We start from the raw sequence: 13,774 nt of genomic DNA on the forward strand, positions 1-13,774 counted from the left end.
CAAGGCTACCGGGGAGGCGCCAGCGGCCTGCCTGCAAGCACGGGCAGCCGGGGATGCTGCAACTGGAAGCCCAGCCCATGCAGCCGCCGGTTCGACACCCGCCGGCCGGCGCCGGCGTCAGCGGCCGGGGCGGCCTCGGCCTCCCAGATCACCGGCTTGAGTCCGGCGGCACGGCAGGTCAGATCGATCAGGTCGCGCACGCTGATCGGCGCGTCATCCACCAGGTTGAACACCCCATCGAGGCCGGTCTCCAGCGCCAAGGCCAGGGCCGCCACCACGTCATCGCGGTGGATCCAGCTGGTGAGCGCGGCGCCATTCCCCTGGCGCTGGCTGCCCGCCAGCGACCGGAAACGCTCCTGCAGCTCCCGCCCGGGTCCATAGAGCGCCCCCAACCGCCAGATGGCGACGCGGCGGCTGGGGCTGCGGCAGCTCAACAACACGGCTTCGGCATCGCGCAGGATCTCGCCATGCCTGTCACGGGGCTGCAGCGGGGTGTCCTCCTCCAGCAGGCCGCCGGCGTTGCCGTACACCGAGCAACTGCTGGTGTACAGCAGCTGGTTGAGCTGGGGCAGCTCGCCCACCACGGCGGCCAGGGCCTGCATGCTGCGCAGAAAGGTGGCCTCGTAGCCGTCGGCATCCACCTGCCGCTCACCGCTGGGCGCCAGGCAGAACACGGCGGCCTCACTTCCCTGCAGGGCCTGGCGTAGCCCGATGGGGTCAGCGGCATCGAGCACCTGAACCGAATCGGCCACGGCGGCCAGCTCTTCGGCCCGATCGGCGCTGGTGGTGGTCACCCGCAGCCAGTGCCGGCCTTGCTGGTGCCAATGGCGGGCCAGGGCCGTGCCCACATAGCCACAGCCAACGATCGTGATCCGCATCCGGGGTCATGCTGTGGGCGGCAAGCTAGGGGGCCATGACCGGTCACGACCGCCAGTGGGAGCTGAACCGGCTCAACTTCGAGGGCCGCTGGTGCGGGACGAGCCGCTGGTACGAACGCAACACCGCCGGTGTGCTGGATCTGATCACCCCCACCGCGGTGATCGAGAGCACCTGCTACTCCATCAGCTTTTCCGACCCCGACACCGGTCTGTGGGATGGCAGCGGCCTGCGCTTCGCTCCGGACGGCCGCCGCCGGCTGCCTCTCTGCCGCGCCACCTACAACAGTGGCGGCCAGTGCTGGCAATTCCGCGCCGCCGGCGGCCAATCAAGCCTGATGGTGGACGAAAAGCAGCCCCGATTCGGCCATGAACTGAATCTGTTCTGCGGCCGCTCCCGCTCGATGCTGGTGCTGCTCTACGCGCCGCTGGCACCAGCCCCGGCTGGTGGTCCCCTCTGGCGCCTGCAGAGCCTGGGGGTGGTTCCCTTCCGCTGCACCCTGGCGCCCGAACCGGACCCTCCCCGGCCTGCGGCCAGCGACTGGCGGGCCCTGCTGGCGGAGGTGGAGGGCTGGCCCGGGGAGCTGGAGCGCCTGGAGCCCCGGCACTGGCCCTCAACCGACCCCCAGCCGCAGCCCTGCGCACCCTTTCGCAGCCGTCAGTTCAGTGGCAACGACCTCTGCGCCGGCTTCGCCGATGGGCTGGTTTGTTCGCTGCCGGAGACGCTGCCGGCGAGGGCCTTTGCCTTGCAGGTGGGCTGCCGCCTCGATGGCGGGCACTTCAATCAGGTGAGCCTCCACTACGGCAGCCAACAGCAGCTCACGGCCTGGGAACTGAGGCGATTCCAGAGTCCCTGAGGCTCAGTTCCTGACGCGGCAGGCCCAGGCGGATGCCCTCGCGATCGAAGGCCTCCTTGACGCGCAAACGGAACTCCCGCCCCACCGGCCACTGGGCCAGCGGCAGGGTCTGGATCCAGACCCGGATCAGGCAGCCCGACTGGCGCACCTCATCCACCCCCAGCACTTCCGGGGTCCCGAGCACGTACGGAGACCAGTCGGGATCGTGGCGCATGTCTTCGGCGACCCGGCCGATCAGCTCCAGCACGGCGCGCAGGTCTTCGTCGGCTGAAACCTCAATGGTGAAGTTCACCCGCGACCAGTCTTTGGTGAGGTTCTCGATGGCGCGGATCTGGCCGTTGGGCAGGCTGGTGAGCTGGCCGTCGAGGCCGCGCAGCTGGGTGTTGAACAGATTCATGTTCTCCACGAAGCCATCGTGGGGCGCGATGATCACCACATCGCCGATGGCATAACGGTCGGTGAGGATGATCAACAGCCCCTGCATGAAATCTTCCAGCAGGTTGCGCAGCAGCAGGCCAGCCGCCACGGCCACCACCCCGGCACCGGTGAGCACCGAACGGTTGATGCCCACGAGCAGCAGGGTGAGCACGATGCCGATCGTGATGCACACCATCGTGGCCGTGTTCCTGAGCATTTTGGTGTAGGTCACCGCCTGCAGGGCATAGCGCCGGGAGCCGGGATTGCTGATGGTGGAGGCAATCACCCAGTTGTTCACGCTGTGGTCAATCGCCAGCAGCAGCAACCAGCGCACCACGATCAGCCCCAGCCACATCAGCGGCACACTCACCGACTTCTGCATCAGCAGCAGGGAGGCGATGCGGATGCTGGGGAAAAAGATCGCGATCGCCCCGAGCCCGGCCGCCACCAGACTCAACTGCAGCAGACCGGTGATCAGCAGTGCCATCTCGAGCAGGTTGCGGGCCTGGTCGCGCCAGCCCTGCTGACGGAGCGTGGCGACCGAAAGGGTCTCGATCAGGCGGCTGGTGCCCTCGATCAGGCGGCCGGTGCCCTCGATCAGTTGCTGGGGGTGGCGGCTGGCGCGGCGGCCGAGGCGCTGCAGCCAGCTGCGCCGGGGCTGGGGTGACGCCTCGGCGACCCTCTCGTCGCTCCCCTCCGAACTGGGCGCGGCGTTCTGGCCCTCAAGGTTGCCGCTGAAGGCTGCCATCACCTCCCGCGTGGCCGATTCGCGCAGGGCCTCGGCGTTGTCCCGCAAGCCCCGCAACGCGTGCCGCAGCGCCCAGCGGATCGACGAGAGGGCCAGCTGGACCAGAAGCACGATGCCGGCCACCGCCGCCGCCAGCACCAGGCGACCGGCGGGAAAGCGGCGGTTGAACTCCAGGCCCCAGAGTGATTCGCTGATCACCTTCTGGAGCACTGTTTTCCAGCGCTCCGCCAGCTCCATCGTCGTGCTGCCGGCCCAAGCCGCATCGGGTTCGGTGACCGTGAGCAGGGTCGCGGGACCCAGGCCCAGGTCAGGAGCGGCGGGCATGAACACCACCGGCACGTTGTTGCGGAAGCCCACCGCCACGGTGGGCGTGAAGGGATGCAGGGCCTGGCGGTTGAACACGTTCCAGACGTTCAGCTCCGCGACAGCCAGCGTCGCGGTGCTCTCACGCACCGCCGCCGCGGCCTGCCGGCGCTCCGGCGACAGGGCGGCGCTTCCCTCCCGCTGGGCCTGGCGCAGTTGGGCAATCACCCCCTCCACGCTGCGTTCCACCGTTTCGGCCCGCGTCTCCGCTGCCCGCGCGGCGTCTGATGCCGACATCGATTCGCCGGGATCGATGGCCAGGACGATCCGGGTGCTGAGAACGTCGTGGGGGAACACCACGGTGCTGCACCAGAGGCGGCCGCACGAGAAGGCCTGCTCGCGATCCAGCCAGCCCTCTTCCGCTCCGCCACCGTCGTCGCCACCAGCTCCGACCAGGTTCAGTACCGCGGCGGCGGGTTGCCCCAGCAGCAGGCTGAGGGCCAGACCCAGCAGCAGCGGCCGCCACAGACGCCGCCAGCAGCGGCGGCGGCTTGGCCCCCGATTCAGCCCCATGCCTTGCCCTCCCCTCAGTGGTTCCGTGGCAGCTGCCCAGCCCATCCAGCAGCTATTCAGGGTACGGAGGTTGAGGGAGCTCAGCCGTTTTGAGTGGATCTAAGAACCCATCTCCGCCGACACGCCCATCTCCAGCGAAAGCATCTGATCGGGCGGGACTTGCGGATCAAGGGAGACCTCTTCTTGTTGGGCTGAGCCCCCACTGCCCCAGCCGGCGAGGCCGCTGGGGATGGAGCCGCTGAGCGCGGCCAGCCCCAGCACGGTGGCCAGGGCCAGGACCAGGGCGCCGATCAGGAGCTGTCGCAGCGAGATCTCAGGCATGGCACGGCTGGGGGCAAGGGCCTTGACCTGGAGCTGGAGCCTTCAAGGCAGAGCGCATCAGGCCTGCTGCCGGTCTAGCTCGGAATCGTTGGCCAACCTGGCCACCAGATCGCCACCGGCGACAACGGCTCACCGGGGGACGTTCGCCTACGTGGCGGAGATCGCTGGCGGCGGAGCAAGACCACCTGGCTAAGTGAGTAGGGACCCCCCCACGAAGGGGGTCCCCTGCATCAGCGCGTGCAGATTGGCGGCGGTGACGCGAGCAATGTCGTTGAGAGCTTCGTGGGTGAGAAAGGCCTGGTGGGCTGTGATCAACACATTCGGAAAGGTGAGCATCCGCGCCAGCAGATCATCCTGCAACACCTCTCCGGAAAGATCTTCGAAAAACACCCCTTCTTCCTCCTCATAAACATCCAGCGCCACGCCACCAAGGCGTCCGGATTTCAAGGCCTCGATCAGGGCCACGGTGTCGATCAGGCCACCCCGGCTGACATTCACCAGGATCACACCCGGCTTCATGCAGTCGATGGTTTCACGGCGGATGATGTGATGGGTTTCCGGCATCAGGGGAACATGCAGGGAGATCACATCACTGAGGCTGGACAGGGTGATCGGATCCACATAGGTGATGCCCTCGCGAATCGCCCAGGCCGCATCGGGGTAGGGGTCGTAGGCGACAACCACCATGCCGAAACCGCGCAGGATCCTGGCCACGATCCGCCCGATCTTGCCCGTTCCCACAATGCCGGCCGTCTTGCCATTGAGATCAAAGCCCACCAGGCCCTGCAGGGAGAAATTGAGTTCCCGCACCCGGTTGAACGAGCGGTGCACATGGCGATTCAGGGTCAACAGCAACGCCACGGCATGCTCGGCCACGGCATTGGGTGAGTAGATGGGCACGCGGGTCACGGCCATGCCAAGATCGCGCGCCGCTTCGATGTCCACGTTGTTGCACCCGGTGCAGCGCAGGGCCACCAGCTCGACGCCCTGGCTGGCCAAGGATTCAAGACAGCCTTTGTCAATCACATCATTGACAAACACACAAACAGCCCGCGCCCCATCGGCCGTAGCCGCTGTATCGACACTCAGGCGAAAATTCAGAAAGCGCAGATCCAGATCGGAGCCTGCAGCTGCTGGCAGGTGCAGCAGGTCGTAGGGCTTTGTGTCATAGACAGCCACAGAGCACTGCGTCTTCTGCATGGAAATGGCGTGCCATCAAAGGGTCGTGTGGAGGGAACCTAGCCAGAGCCATCCACCCCTGTTCCAGCTCAGCCATCGCACAGCGGGGTCGTTTCGGCCCCAACGATCTACTTGAGGTCTGGTTTCCGGTTGCGGCGGCGGATCAGGCTCCTCCCAGGCGGATTTCAGCTCTGAGCGGCCAGACAGGCTGGCTCCTGGGTGCAGCTGGGTTCGTGCTTGAGCGCACCCTCAACTGGCGTGACAACGATGGCGACAGACTCGCCAGGATGATGGCCTCAACGCCTGGGCCCAGGCCCAGGCATGGCCAGAACCCGAGAGACCCGTGACGACAACAGTGCCAGCAGCAGTTCGAACAACAACTTTCGCGGAGTTTGCCCAACGGGCCGACTATTCGCTGCTGGAGTCACTGCATGCGGATCCTCAGGCGAGTAGTGATGGCCACGATCACCGGCCCCGCCAGGTGTTCTCAGGCCATTACGTGCCGGTGACACCCACGCCGATTCCAGCGCCGGAGATCGTTGCCCACAGCCGAACCCTGTTCCACGAGCTGGGCCTGAGCGATGCGCTGGCCCAGGACGACCAGTTCATCCGACTGTTTTCCGGCGACATCAGCGTGGCGCAGGGGCCGATGCGACCGTTTGGCTGGGCGACCGGTTATGCCCTGTCGATCTACGGCACGGAGTACAACCAGCAGTGCCCGTTTGGAACCGGCAACGGCTACGGCGATGGCCGGGCCATTTCCGTGTTCGAAGGCGTCTTCGAGGGCAGGCGCTGGGAGATGCAACTCAAAGGCGGTGGCCCCACGCCCTATTGCCGCGGCGCTGATGGACGCGCCGTGCTGCGCTCCAGCGTGCGCGAGTTTCTGGCTCAGGAGTTCATGCACGCCCTTGGGGTTCCCACCTCACGCTCGCTGATGCTGGTGATGTCGCGAGGCGAAACCGTGCGCAGGCCCTGGTATTCCGCGAATTCCCGGTCGTTCGATCCCGACATCCTGGTGGACAACCCGGCGGCGATCTGCACACGCGTGGCCCCGTCGTTTCTGCGGGTGGGCCAACTGGAGCTGTTCGCCCGTCGCGCCCGCAGCGAGGCCCATCCGGGTGCGTTGAACGAACTGCAGATGATCACGAGTCACCTGATTGAGCGCAATTACCGGCAGGAAATTGATCCGGGCCTGGAGTTCAGCGATCAGCTAGTGGAGCTGGCGGGATTGTTTCGCGCACGGCTCACTTCGCTGGTGGCCAACTGGATGCGCGTGGGTTATTGCCAGGGCAATTTCAACAGCGACAACTGCGCCGCAGGAGGCTTCACCCTCGACTACGGCCCCTTCGGCTTCTGCGAACTGTTCGAGCCCAGATTTCAGCCCTGGACCGGCGGCGGCGAGCATTTTTCATTCTTCAACCAACCGGTGGCAGCCGAAGCCAACTATCAGATGTTCTGGGCCTCCATCCGACTGCTGCTCGATGGCAACACCGAAGCCCTGGCGCGGCTGGATCAGATCCACGATGGCTTCGCTGAAGCGATGACCCTGGAGATCGAGGCCATGTGGGCCAAAAAACTCGGACTGATCCACTACGACCCCACGCTTGTGAACGAGTTACTGGAGCTCCTGGTTCTCTCCAAGGTTGACTACACGATCTTCTTCCGCAGGCTCTCTGACATTCCCGAGCAACTCTCAGCCCTGAAAGAGAGCTTCTACCTGCCCAGTTCAGAGCAACTCGATGCGCAGTGGAACAACTGGCTGCAACGCTGGCGGGAGCGCATCACAGAAAGCGGCGACAGCCGCGTGACATCCGAAGCGATGAAGCGCGTCAACCCCAAGATCACCTGGCGCGAGTGGCTGATCGCGCCCGCCTATCAACAGGCCGAGCAAGGTGACACCAGCCTGATCGAGGAATTGCAGGAGGTGTTCAGCCATCCCTATGACGAGCCATCGGCGGAACTGGCGGCCATCTACGACCGCCTGAAGCCCAGAGAATTCTTCAACGCCGGTGGCGTGTCCCACTACAGCTGTTCGTCGTGAGCCGATCCCACGTTGGCGACCCGTCTCAAGCCTCAAGCAAGCACAGGGCCTCGCGGCCGCCAGCGACCCCCTCATAGCCGAGGCGGCGATCGAAGCTCACCAGCCGGCCACCGCGATGCATCCACATGGCTCTGGTAAGCAGGCTGAGCGAGTCTGGCCAGAACGGATGCTGCGGGTGGCGGATCAGCTCCGCCACCAGAGGGGCCACCACCGCCGGCGGCCCCGGGCTGTTGGGATAGCGCGGCTGGCCGAGGATGCGCAGGACAGCGTTCTTTGTGAACAGGCAGGTGGCCCATCCATTTGCCACCTGCACATCGAGCAGAGCCGCACTCACGCCAGCTCGTCGCGCAGGTTGTTCACGAGCTCCAGATCCACCGGTGCTCCCTTCTCCATCCATGGCAGCAGGGGCAGGCCGTTGCGATGGTCGGACCTCTGGTTATTCGGAGCTGGAGCCTGACGCTGGCGCCACCAGGGTCCGGCGAGCCAGCGCACTGATCACGGCTCCCAGGCTGGAGCGCTTTTGCCGAGCCAGCACCCGGCTGCCGCGCGCGAGCTCTGGCTCTCCCAGTGCAACTGCTGCCGGGAGATCGACCATCACCGGCCACTACGGCATGACTTGGCAAGGAGATCCAGGACAGCTCATGGATGCAGTCGGTCAATGTTTGCCGATCCAGCGTTCCTGAGGCCACAGCAAGAACTACGGCTTCGGCGGATTCGATGGAAGCGGCCAACTCATGGCTGTTGAGTATCAACATCACTTCCATGGCTGCATGGCCGATACGCTTGTTACCATCCACAAAGAGATGGTTTTTGATTAGGGAAAAGCCAAGAACTGCAGCCTTTCGATGAGAGTGGGATAGAGATCAACACCTGAAAAAGTCTGGCGGAGCTGGGAGATTGATCCTTCCAGCAAGCCAATGTCCCGTAATCCGGGTGAACCATCGACGTGGCGATCAATCGGCGGTGCAGCTCAAGTACCTCCCCGAGGCGGAGATAGCGGATCACGCCAGACGACGGTAGAGCTCCTCGTTTTTTTTGCCCGCAGGTTCGATGCGGCTGCTTCGAAGTCTGCGGAGGGTCGGCTCAGGAGATCGCGGACAGCGGCGGAGACCAGAACCTCCTTGGGTACTTTGAGCAGCCCGGCTAGCTCGTCCAGGGCGCGGGACTGTTCTTCGTTGAGCTCAATGGCGAGAGCCATGGAAGTCCTCCGGAATCCCAAGGACAGGAGAGGTCGAAAGGGGAGCGGCCCCCTCAAACCGCCACCGCCAGCTCCGGATAGAACGCCCCCGGAATCGGCCGCTGCAGCCGCCAGCGGATCGCCATCGGGCGTTCGTTCTCGTTGATGGTGACCCTTTGGTTCGCCTATCGTTGATAGAAGCGGCTGGATGGATCTACGGTGAGAGAAGCAACTCCTCTGATTACCTGCACGCCGGGAATCCGAAGCGGCAAACCCTGTATTGCAGGCACCCGTATCAGTGTTTCGGATGTGTTGGAGTACCTGGCCAGCGGCATGCGTCAGGAGGATATCCTGGCCGATTTTCCTGACCTGCGGGTGGAGCATCTTCAGGCTGTCTTGAGCTACGCGGCAGATCGTGAGAAGCGCCTGAGTGACCTCACGACCGCGTGATTGCTTCGATGGCTGGGCCCCTTCTGATTGATGAAAATCTCAGTCCTCGTCTGGCATCTGCAATGGCTGGCTTCTTTCCAAGCAGCATCCACATTCGCGATGCGGGCCTCAAGGGTGCAGCGGATCTTGAAATCTGGAGTTTCGCTCAACAGCGTGGGTTCACCATCGTCACGAAGGATGATGACTTTCGTGGACTGAGCCTTTTACGGGGTGCACCACCCAAGGTGCTGTGGCTAGTTGTCGGCAATACCAGCACTCAAACCATTTCCAGGATTCTGTTGACCAGGCGGGATGTGATCGTGTCGTTCATCAAGGAACCCAACACTTCACTGCTGACGTTGCGCTGAGGCTGCGCAGCAGAGCAGCCTCAGCGCCCCCCTCACACCGCCACCGCCAGCTCCGGATAAATCGCCATCGGCCGTTCGCCTTCGTGGCTCATGGATCCGGCAATGCGCAGGCACAGGAACGGCAGCGTGGAGACGCCGCATCTCGAGTGATGGGGAGGACGAGGCCCATCCAGGCGTTGGATGCGTTCAAGTCGCTGGCTAAGGCATTGGGGCGTCTTTGCTCAGTACATCCTGCAGAGAGGTTTTGAGGCCAGGGAGGTCATTCTGGATCGAATCCCAGAGAATCAGCTGATCCACGGTTTCGTAGACGTGAATGATTCTGTTGCGGGTACCCACGATGCGGCGGAGATCGGGGATGACATCAAGAACGCTGGGATCGCCTCGATGGCCTCAAAGGCGTCAAGCAGGCGTTTCAGCGCCTCCATTCGCATGTTCAGAGTTCCAGGAGAAGCCGCCGTGACGCGTCCACGTCTTTGCGGAAATAGGGATTGTGGATCATGGATTCCGTCAGGAGATCCACCGGACGGCCGAAGAGGGCTTCCAATTCATCGGCAAAGGAACAGAAGCGCCGGGCATAGCCCGGTTCACGTTGGCCCGTCATCTGCACGATGAAGTCCAGATCACTGTTGGCAGGGTCAAACAGGCCCTTCGCCGCCGAGCCGAACACTTCAAGCCGATCCACGCCGTAGCGATCGCACAGGTGCCTGAGCGGCTCAAGCCGGTCGATCAGCAAGGGCAGCAGTGGGGCAGCCGTGTCCATGGAGTCAGGTTAGTGGAGTCGTGGGTTCCCTCAAACCGCCACCGCCAGCTCCGGGTAGAACGCCCCCGGAATCGGCCCCTGCAGCCGCCAGCGAATCGCCAGCGGCCGCTCACCTTCATGGCTCACGTAGTCGGCAAAGCCGAGGCACTGGCTCTGCCAATGGAACCGGGAGGGGCCGAGGGCCAGGTCGCGGGTGCGGCACCAGTCACGTTTCGGATTGCCGTCAGAGGGGGATGGCATCCGCCTCCACTGCAGGTCTGAGCTCCTGCCGGAGTGCTTGTTCTGTCACCAGATCGACAGGTTGCTGGAGCAGATCTTCCAGGAACAGCTGAAGGCCATAGAAGCGTCTGGCGGTGGCAGGGCCGTCGAAGGCCACCAGCAGATCCACATCGCTGCTCGATGTTGCTGTGCCACGCGCCCAGGAGCCGAATAATCGCAGGCTGTGCACGCCGAAACGCTCACTACAGACGGGCGCGTGCTGGCGTAACTGGCTGATCAACGTTTCTGCACTGACGTCCATGGCCGACTGGGAACGCTCAGGAGTGGTCTGGCACAAGGCTAAACCGCCACCGCCAGCTCCGGATAGAACACCCCCGGAATCGGCCGCCAACCTCATCCCAAGGGCTTGATCTGCTCCCTAACCCACTCGGTCAATGCCTGCCGATCAAGCGTTCCGGAGGCCACGGCAAGAACAACGGCTTCGGTGGATTCGTTGGAAGCGGTTAACTCATAGCGGTTAAGCATCAACATCACTTCCATGGCTGCATGGCCAACACGCTTGTTGCCATCCACAAAGGGATGATTCTTGATCAGGGAAAAGCCAAGATCGGCAGATTTTTCGATGAGAGTGGGATAGAGATCAACACCTGAAAAGATCCCGCAATCCGGGTGAACCGCCGAACGTGGCGATCAATCGGCGGTGCAGCTCCAGTACCTCACTGAGGCGGAGATAGCGGATCACGCCAGACGACGGTAAAATTCCTCATTCTTTGCCAGCACGTTCGATGCGGCTGGTTCGAAGTCTGCGGAGGGCCGGCTGAGGAGATCGCGGACGGCGTCCGAGGCCAGGACCTCCTGGGGCACGTTGAGCAGCCCGGCCACCTCGGCCAGGGCCCGGGACTGTTCATCGTTGAGCTCAATGGCGAGAGCCATGGCAATCATCCAGAACCCCAAGGATAGGAGAGCTTGAAGGGGGAGAGCCCCCTTAAACCACCACCGCCAGCCCAGGAGGAGATGCCACTGAGGCGGCCATCAATCGTGCGGGATCAAAGAACTCTGAGGAACTCACTGACGTCGACCGGAGCCTGGCGAAGAAGACCTGCGAGGGTGCCCACCTTGACCGGTCGATGCAAAGGAACCACGCAACCTCGGCTACCGCAGCGCATCACCACGTGGCTTCCGTTCTGCCGGACAGCGCTGAACCCCAGGCGTCCAATGCCCGAATGACCTCCCGACCAGAAAGGTGCGGAAGTTCAGGAATGGGCAGGAATGCTGAACATCGTGACCAGTGGGTGACCCGTCAAAACGAGTGGAAACTCCTCGAGATACAAAGATGTCGCCTCGCGCAGGTTTGCAAGTGCTTCATCAATGGACTCGCCCTGGCTTGCGGTGCCGGTTTCGGGGTTGAAGGCCACATAGCCGCCTTCTTCGGCTGGGCTGAGCACGGCTGTCAGTTCCATGGACCTACGGCTTTCACTCCATCCTGACAGGGCTGGCAGCGGCCGGAAGATCCTGAAATTCTGAACCCCTTCACACTGCCACCGCCAGCTGCGGATAGAAGGCCCCCGGAATCGCCCGCTGCAGCCGCCAGCGAATCGCCATCGGGCGTTCGCCTTCGTGGCTCACGTAGTCGGAAAAGCCGAGGCACAGAAACGGCAGCGTCACGCCACCGCGCCTGTTCTCCTCCCGCACCAACAACAGCACCCGGCTGCCGCACTCGCGGTGATGGATATAACGCTGGCCGGTGGATGAGGCTTCGCGGGTGAGACTCTGGCTCTCCCAGTGGAACTCGCGGGGCGAGATGGCGTAGTCGTTGTAGCGGGTGGTGGGGGAGAACAAGCGCTCGGACTTCTTCAGGGTGATGAAGAACACGTCGCAGCGCGACGCCTCATCAAAAAAGACTCCCTCGCGGCCCGGGAAGGGGCGGGCCTCGTTCAATAACCCGAACGCCGCGAACACTTCGGCGCGGGAGTAGCGGCCGTGGAGCTTCAGGGGCAGCGGCGGGGCTGGTTCGCCAGCGGCCAGAGCCGGCCAGGCGAGCGGCGCCACCAGGAGGTCGGTGCGCTCCAGCAGCAGCGCGAACAGCTCCACCAGCTCGGCGCGAATGGCGGCGGCGGCCCAGAGCCGCACCAACGCCTCTGCGAGGGGCACATGGTTGCGGCCATTGCCCCAGAGCTGGGCCAGCAGCATCCGCCACTGGCGCTCGGCAACAGGATCGAAGCTCGCCGGATCGGGCGCCAGCGGCCGCTGCAGCTGATCCACCAGCCAGCGCAGGCGCTTGGGGTCGTCGAGATGAAGCAGGCCGCCGGCGATACCCCGCCCCAACCGCTCCTCATCCGCCGTGGGCTCCCCGGAGGCTGCCCCTGCCCCCCACCCCAACTCCCGCTGCAGCAACGCCCAACACCCCGCCACCCGATAAAACTCCCCCAGCTCCATGCCGAGCCCCTCCAGCAGCGCCGCCAGCGAGCAGGCCCCGAGGCGACGGCATTCGGCCAGCAGCTGGGGCCGGCGGCTGGGCAGCGATTCGCGCAAATTTGAAAGCACCCGCTCCGTGGAGACGCGATCGAGCTGGAGGCTGCAGCCGGCGGGGAGGAAGGGGAAGCCGGCTTCGATCTGCTGGCGCAGCTGGTCGCGGCTGCCGCCGAGCAGGGCGCGGTAGCGGAGGTCGTGGCGGAAGCGGCGATGGGCCTGGCCGATGAAATCGAGCACCGTGAGGCAGCTCTTGCCAGGGCAGAGGCGCAGGCCGCGGCCGAGCTGCTGCAGGAACACGATCGCGCTCTCGGTGGGCCGCAGGAACAGCACGGTGTCGATCTCGGGGATGTCGAGCCCTTCGTTGAACAGATCCACCGCGAAGAGGACCTGCAGTTCACCAGACCTGAGGCGGCGGATCTGCTCGGCGCGCTCGTCGCGGGAGCTCGAGGCATCTAAGGAGGCGGCGCGCAGGCCGGCATCGGCGAACTTGCGGGCCATCCAGCCGGCGTGCTCCACGCTCACGCAGAAGCCCAGGGCCCGCATCGTGTGCAGGTTGGTGATCTTGCTCTCGAGTTCGCGCAGGATCAGGCGCAGGCGGGCGTCGTCGGCGGTGTAGAGGTTGGTGAGCGCCTCGCTGGCATAGCCGTTGCGGCGCCATTCGATCTGCGAGAGGTCGGTGCCGTCGTGGAGGCGCGAGCCGTAGTTCGGCGGCGGTGTGGCCCCCGAACCAATGGAGGATGTCGAGCCCGTCTGATCGTTCGGGAGTGGCGGTGAGGCCGAGCAGCAGGGACGGCGCCAGGTGGGCCAGCCAGCGCTCGTAGCTGGAGGCGGCGGCGTGGTGGAACTCATCAACGATCACCACGTCGAACGTGCCCGGCGCCAGGCCCGCCGGATCCATCGCCGCGAGCGACTGCACCGAGGCGAACACATGGCGCCACTGGCCTGGACGCTGGCCATCCACCAGCAGCTCACCGAAGGAGCCATCGCGCAGCACCTGGCGGAAGGTGGCGGCCTGGCGCCGGGCAGGAGCGCCGT

Annotated in this window: 19 protein-coding genes; 4 read left to right on the plus strand and 15 right to left on the minus strand. The window is 64.6% G+C overall.

Going from position 1 to position 13,774, the window contains the following annotated elements:
- Positions 1–5: 5 nt before the first annotated feature.
- Positions 6–878, minus strand: a complete 873-nt coding sequence (locus BM449_RS05545) for an NAD-dependent epimerase/dehydratase family protein (protein WP_071800414.1) — start codon at positions 876–878, stop codon at positions 6–8.
- A gap of 35 nt (positions 879–913) precedes the next feature.
- Here BM449_RS05545 and BM449_RS05550 point away from each other — a divergent pair, with 35 nt between their 5' ends.
- Positions 914–1,732, plus strand: coding sequence for a hypothetical protein (locus BM449_RS05550; protein ID WP_071800416.1), 819 nt, complete (start codon positions 914–916; stop codon positions 1,730–1,732).
- Here the strand turns inward: BM449_RS05550 and BM449_RS05555 are convergent.
- The 3 genes from BM449_RS05555 to BM449_RS05565 form a co-directional block, all read right to left on the minus strand.
- Positions 1,695–3,773 carry a mechanosensitive ion channel family protein gene (locus BM449_RS05555; protein WP_071800418.1) on the minus strand — a complete coding sequence of 693 codons (2,079 nt, stop codon included), beginning with the start codon at positions 3,771–3,773 and terminating at the stop codon, positions 1,695–1,697. The genes BM449_RS05550 and BM449_RS05555 overlap by 38 nt on opposite strands.
- A 99-nt stretch (positions 3,774–3,872) precedes the next feature.
- Positions 3,873–4,094 (minus strand): hypothetical protein, encoded by a 222-nt coding sequence (locus BM449_RS05560; RefSeq protein WP_071800420.1) that lies wholly within the window; start codon positions 4,092–4,094, stop codon positions 3,873–3,875.
- A 189-nt stretch (positions 4,095–4,283) separates the two neighbouring features.
- Positions 4,284–5,294, minus strand: a complete 1,011-nt coding sequence (locus BM449_RS05565) for a 2-hydroxyacid dehydrogenase (protein ID WP_071800421.1) — start codon at positions 5,292–5,294, stop codon at positions 4,284–4,286.
- A gap of 322 nt (positions 5,295–5,616) precedes the next feature.
- On the opposite strand from BM449_RS05565, the gene BM449_RS05570 reads away from it, so the two are divergent.
- On the plus strand, positions 5,617–7,314 hold the full coding sequence (locus tag BM449_RS05570; RefSeq protein ID WP_071800422.1) for a protein adenylyltransferase SelO family protein: 1,698 nt from the start codon (positions 5,617–5,619) through the stop codon (positions 7,312–7,314).
- 25 nt (positions 7,315–7,339) lie between these two features.
- Here the strand turns inward: BM449_RS05570 and BM449_RS05575 are convergent, their stop codons facing one another.
- Positions 7,340–7,648: a hypothetical protein gene (locus BM449_RS05575; RefSeq protein ID WP_071800423.1), complete on the minus strand. Its 309-nt coding sequence runs from the start codon at positions 7,646–7,648 to the stop codon at positions 7,340–7,342.
- A complete protein-coding gene (locus tag BM449_RS15365; protein WP_233831136.1) occupies positions 7,645–7,806 on the minus strand; it encodes a hypothetical protein in 162 nt (53 codons plus the stop codon). The genes BM449_RS05575 and BM449_RS15365 overlap by 4 nt, the downstream gene beginning before the upstream one ends.
- A gap of 904 nt (positions 7,807–8,710) precedes the next feature.
- On the opposite strand from BM449_RS15365, the gene BM449_RS05585 reads away from it, so the two are divergent.
- Both BM449_RS05585 and BM449_RS05590 read left to right on the plus strand, forming a co-directional pair.
- Entirely contained in the window at positions 8,711–8,941 is a 231-nt protein-coding gene (locus tag BM449_RS05585; RefSeq protein WP_083544411.1) for a DUF433 domain-containing protein, read from the plus strand.
- Positions 8,942–8,949: 8 nt separating this feature from the next.
- The gene (locus BM449_RS05590) at positions 8,950–9,288 is read left to right on the plus strand and encodes a DUF5615 family PIN-like protein (protein ID WP_071802008.1); all 339 of its coding nucleotides are present in this window, start codon (positions 8,950–8,952) and stop codon (positions 9,286–9,288) included.
- 433 nt (positions 9,289–9,721) lie between these two features.
- On the opposite strand, the gene BM449_RS05600 is transcribed toward BM449_RS05590, so the two are convergent.
- The 9 genes from BM449_RS05600 to BM449_RS15565 all read right to left on the minus strand — a co-directional run bounded on the left by BM449_RS05600 (position 9,722) and on the right by BM449_RS15565 (position 13,733).
- The gene (locus tag BM449_RS05600) at positions 9,722–10,048 is read right to left on the minus strand and encodes a nucleotidyltransferase domain-containing protein (protein ID WP_083544413.1); all 327 of its coding nucleotides are present in this window, start codon (positions 10,046–10,048) and stop codon (positions 9,722–9,724) included.
- A 30-nt stretch (positions 10,049–10,078) separates the two neighbouring features.
- Positions 10,079–10,288, minus strand: coding sequence for a hypothetical protein (locus tag BM449_RS05605; RefSeq protein ID WP_071800425.1), 210 nt, complete (start codon positions 10,286–10,288; stop codon positions 10,079–10,081).
- Entirely contained in the window at positions 10,272–10,568 is a 297-nt protein-coding gene (locus BM449_RS05610) for a nucleotidyltransferase family protein (RefSeq protein ID WP_071800426.1), read from the minus strand. Before BM449_RS05610 ends, BM449_RS05605 begins: the two co-directional genes overlap by 17 nt.
- A 92-nt stretch (positions 10,569–10,660) precedes the next feature.
- Positions 10,661–10,924 carry a type II toxin-antitoxin system death-on-curing family toxin gene (locus BM449_RS15375; RefSeq protein ID WP_343232328.1) on the minus strand — a complete coding sequence of 88 codons (264 nt, stop codon included), beginning with the start codon at positions 10,922–10,924 and terminating at the stop codon, positions 10,661–10,663.
- An 81-nt stretch (positions 10,925–11,005) separates the two neighbouring features.
- A complete protein-coding gene (locus BM449_RS05620) occupies positions 11,006–11,200 on the minus strand; it encodes a hypothetical protein (RefSeq protein ID WP_071802010.1) in 195 nt (64 codons plus the stop codon).
- Positions 11,201–11,313: 113 nt separating this feature from the next.
- The gene (locus BM449_RS15380; protein ID WP_233831139.1) at positions 11,314–11,433 is read right to left on the minus strand and encodes a hypothetical protein; all 120 of its coding nucleotides are present in this window, start codon (positions 11,431–11,433) and stop codon (positions 11,314–11,316) included.
- 87 nt (positions 11,434–11,520) lie between these two features.
- Complete coding sequence (locus BM449_RS05630; RefSeq protein WP_071800428.1) at positions 11,521–11,727, minus strand: type II toxin-antitoxin system HicB family antitoxin; 207 nt, start codon at positions 11,725–11,727, stop codon at positions 11,521–11,523.
- A gap of 70 nt (positions 11,728–11,797) precedes the next feature.
- A complete protein-coding gene (locus tag BM449_RS05635) occupies positions 11,798–13,237 on the minus strand; it encodes a DUF3427 domain-containing protein (protein WP_343232326.1) in 1,440 nt (479 codons plus the stop codon).
- The gene (locus tag BM449_RS15565) at positions 13,134–13,733 is read right to left on the minus strand and encodes a DEAD/DEAH box helicase family protein (protein WP_071800430.1); all 600 of its coding nucleotides are present in this window, start codon (positions 13,731–13,733) and stop codon (positions 13,134–13,136) included. Before BM449_RS15565 ends, BM449_RS05635 begins: the two co-directional genes overlap by 104 nt.
- Positions 13,734–13,774 lie beyond the last annotated feature (41 nt).

This window comes from Synechococcus sp. SynAce01, from assembly GCF_001885215.1.
In the GTDB taxonomy this organism is placed as follows: Bacteria; Cyanobacteriota; Cyanobacteriia; order PCC-6307; family Cyanobiaceae; genus Regnicoccus; species Regnicoccus frigidus.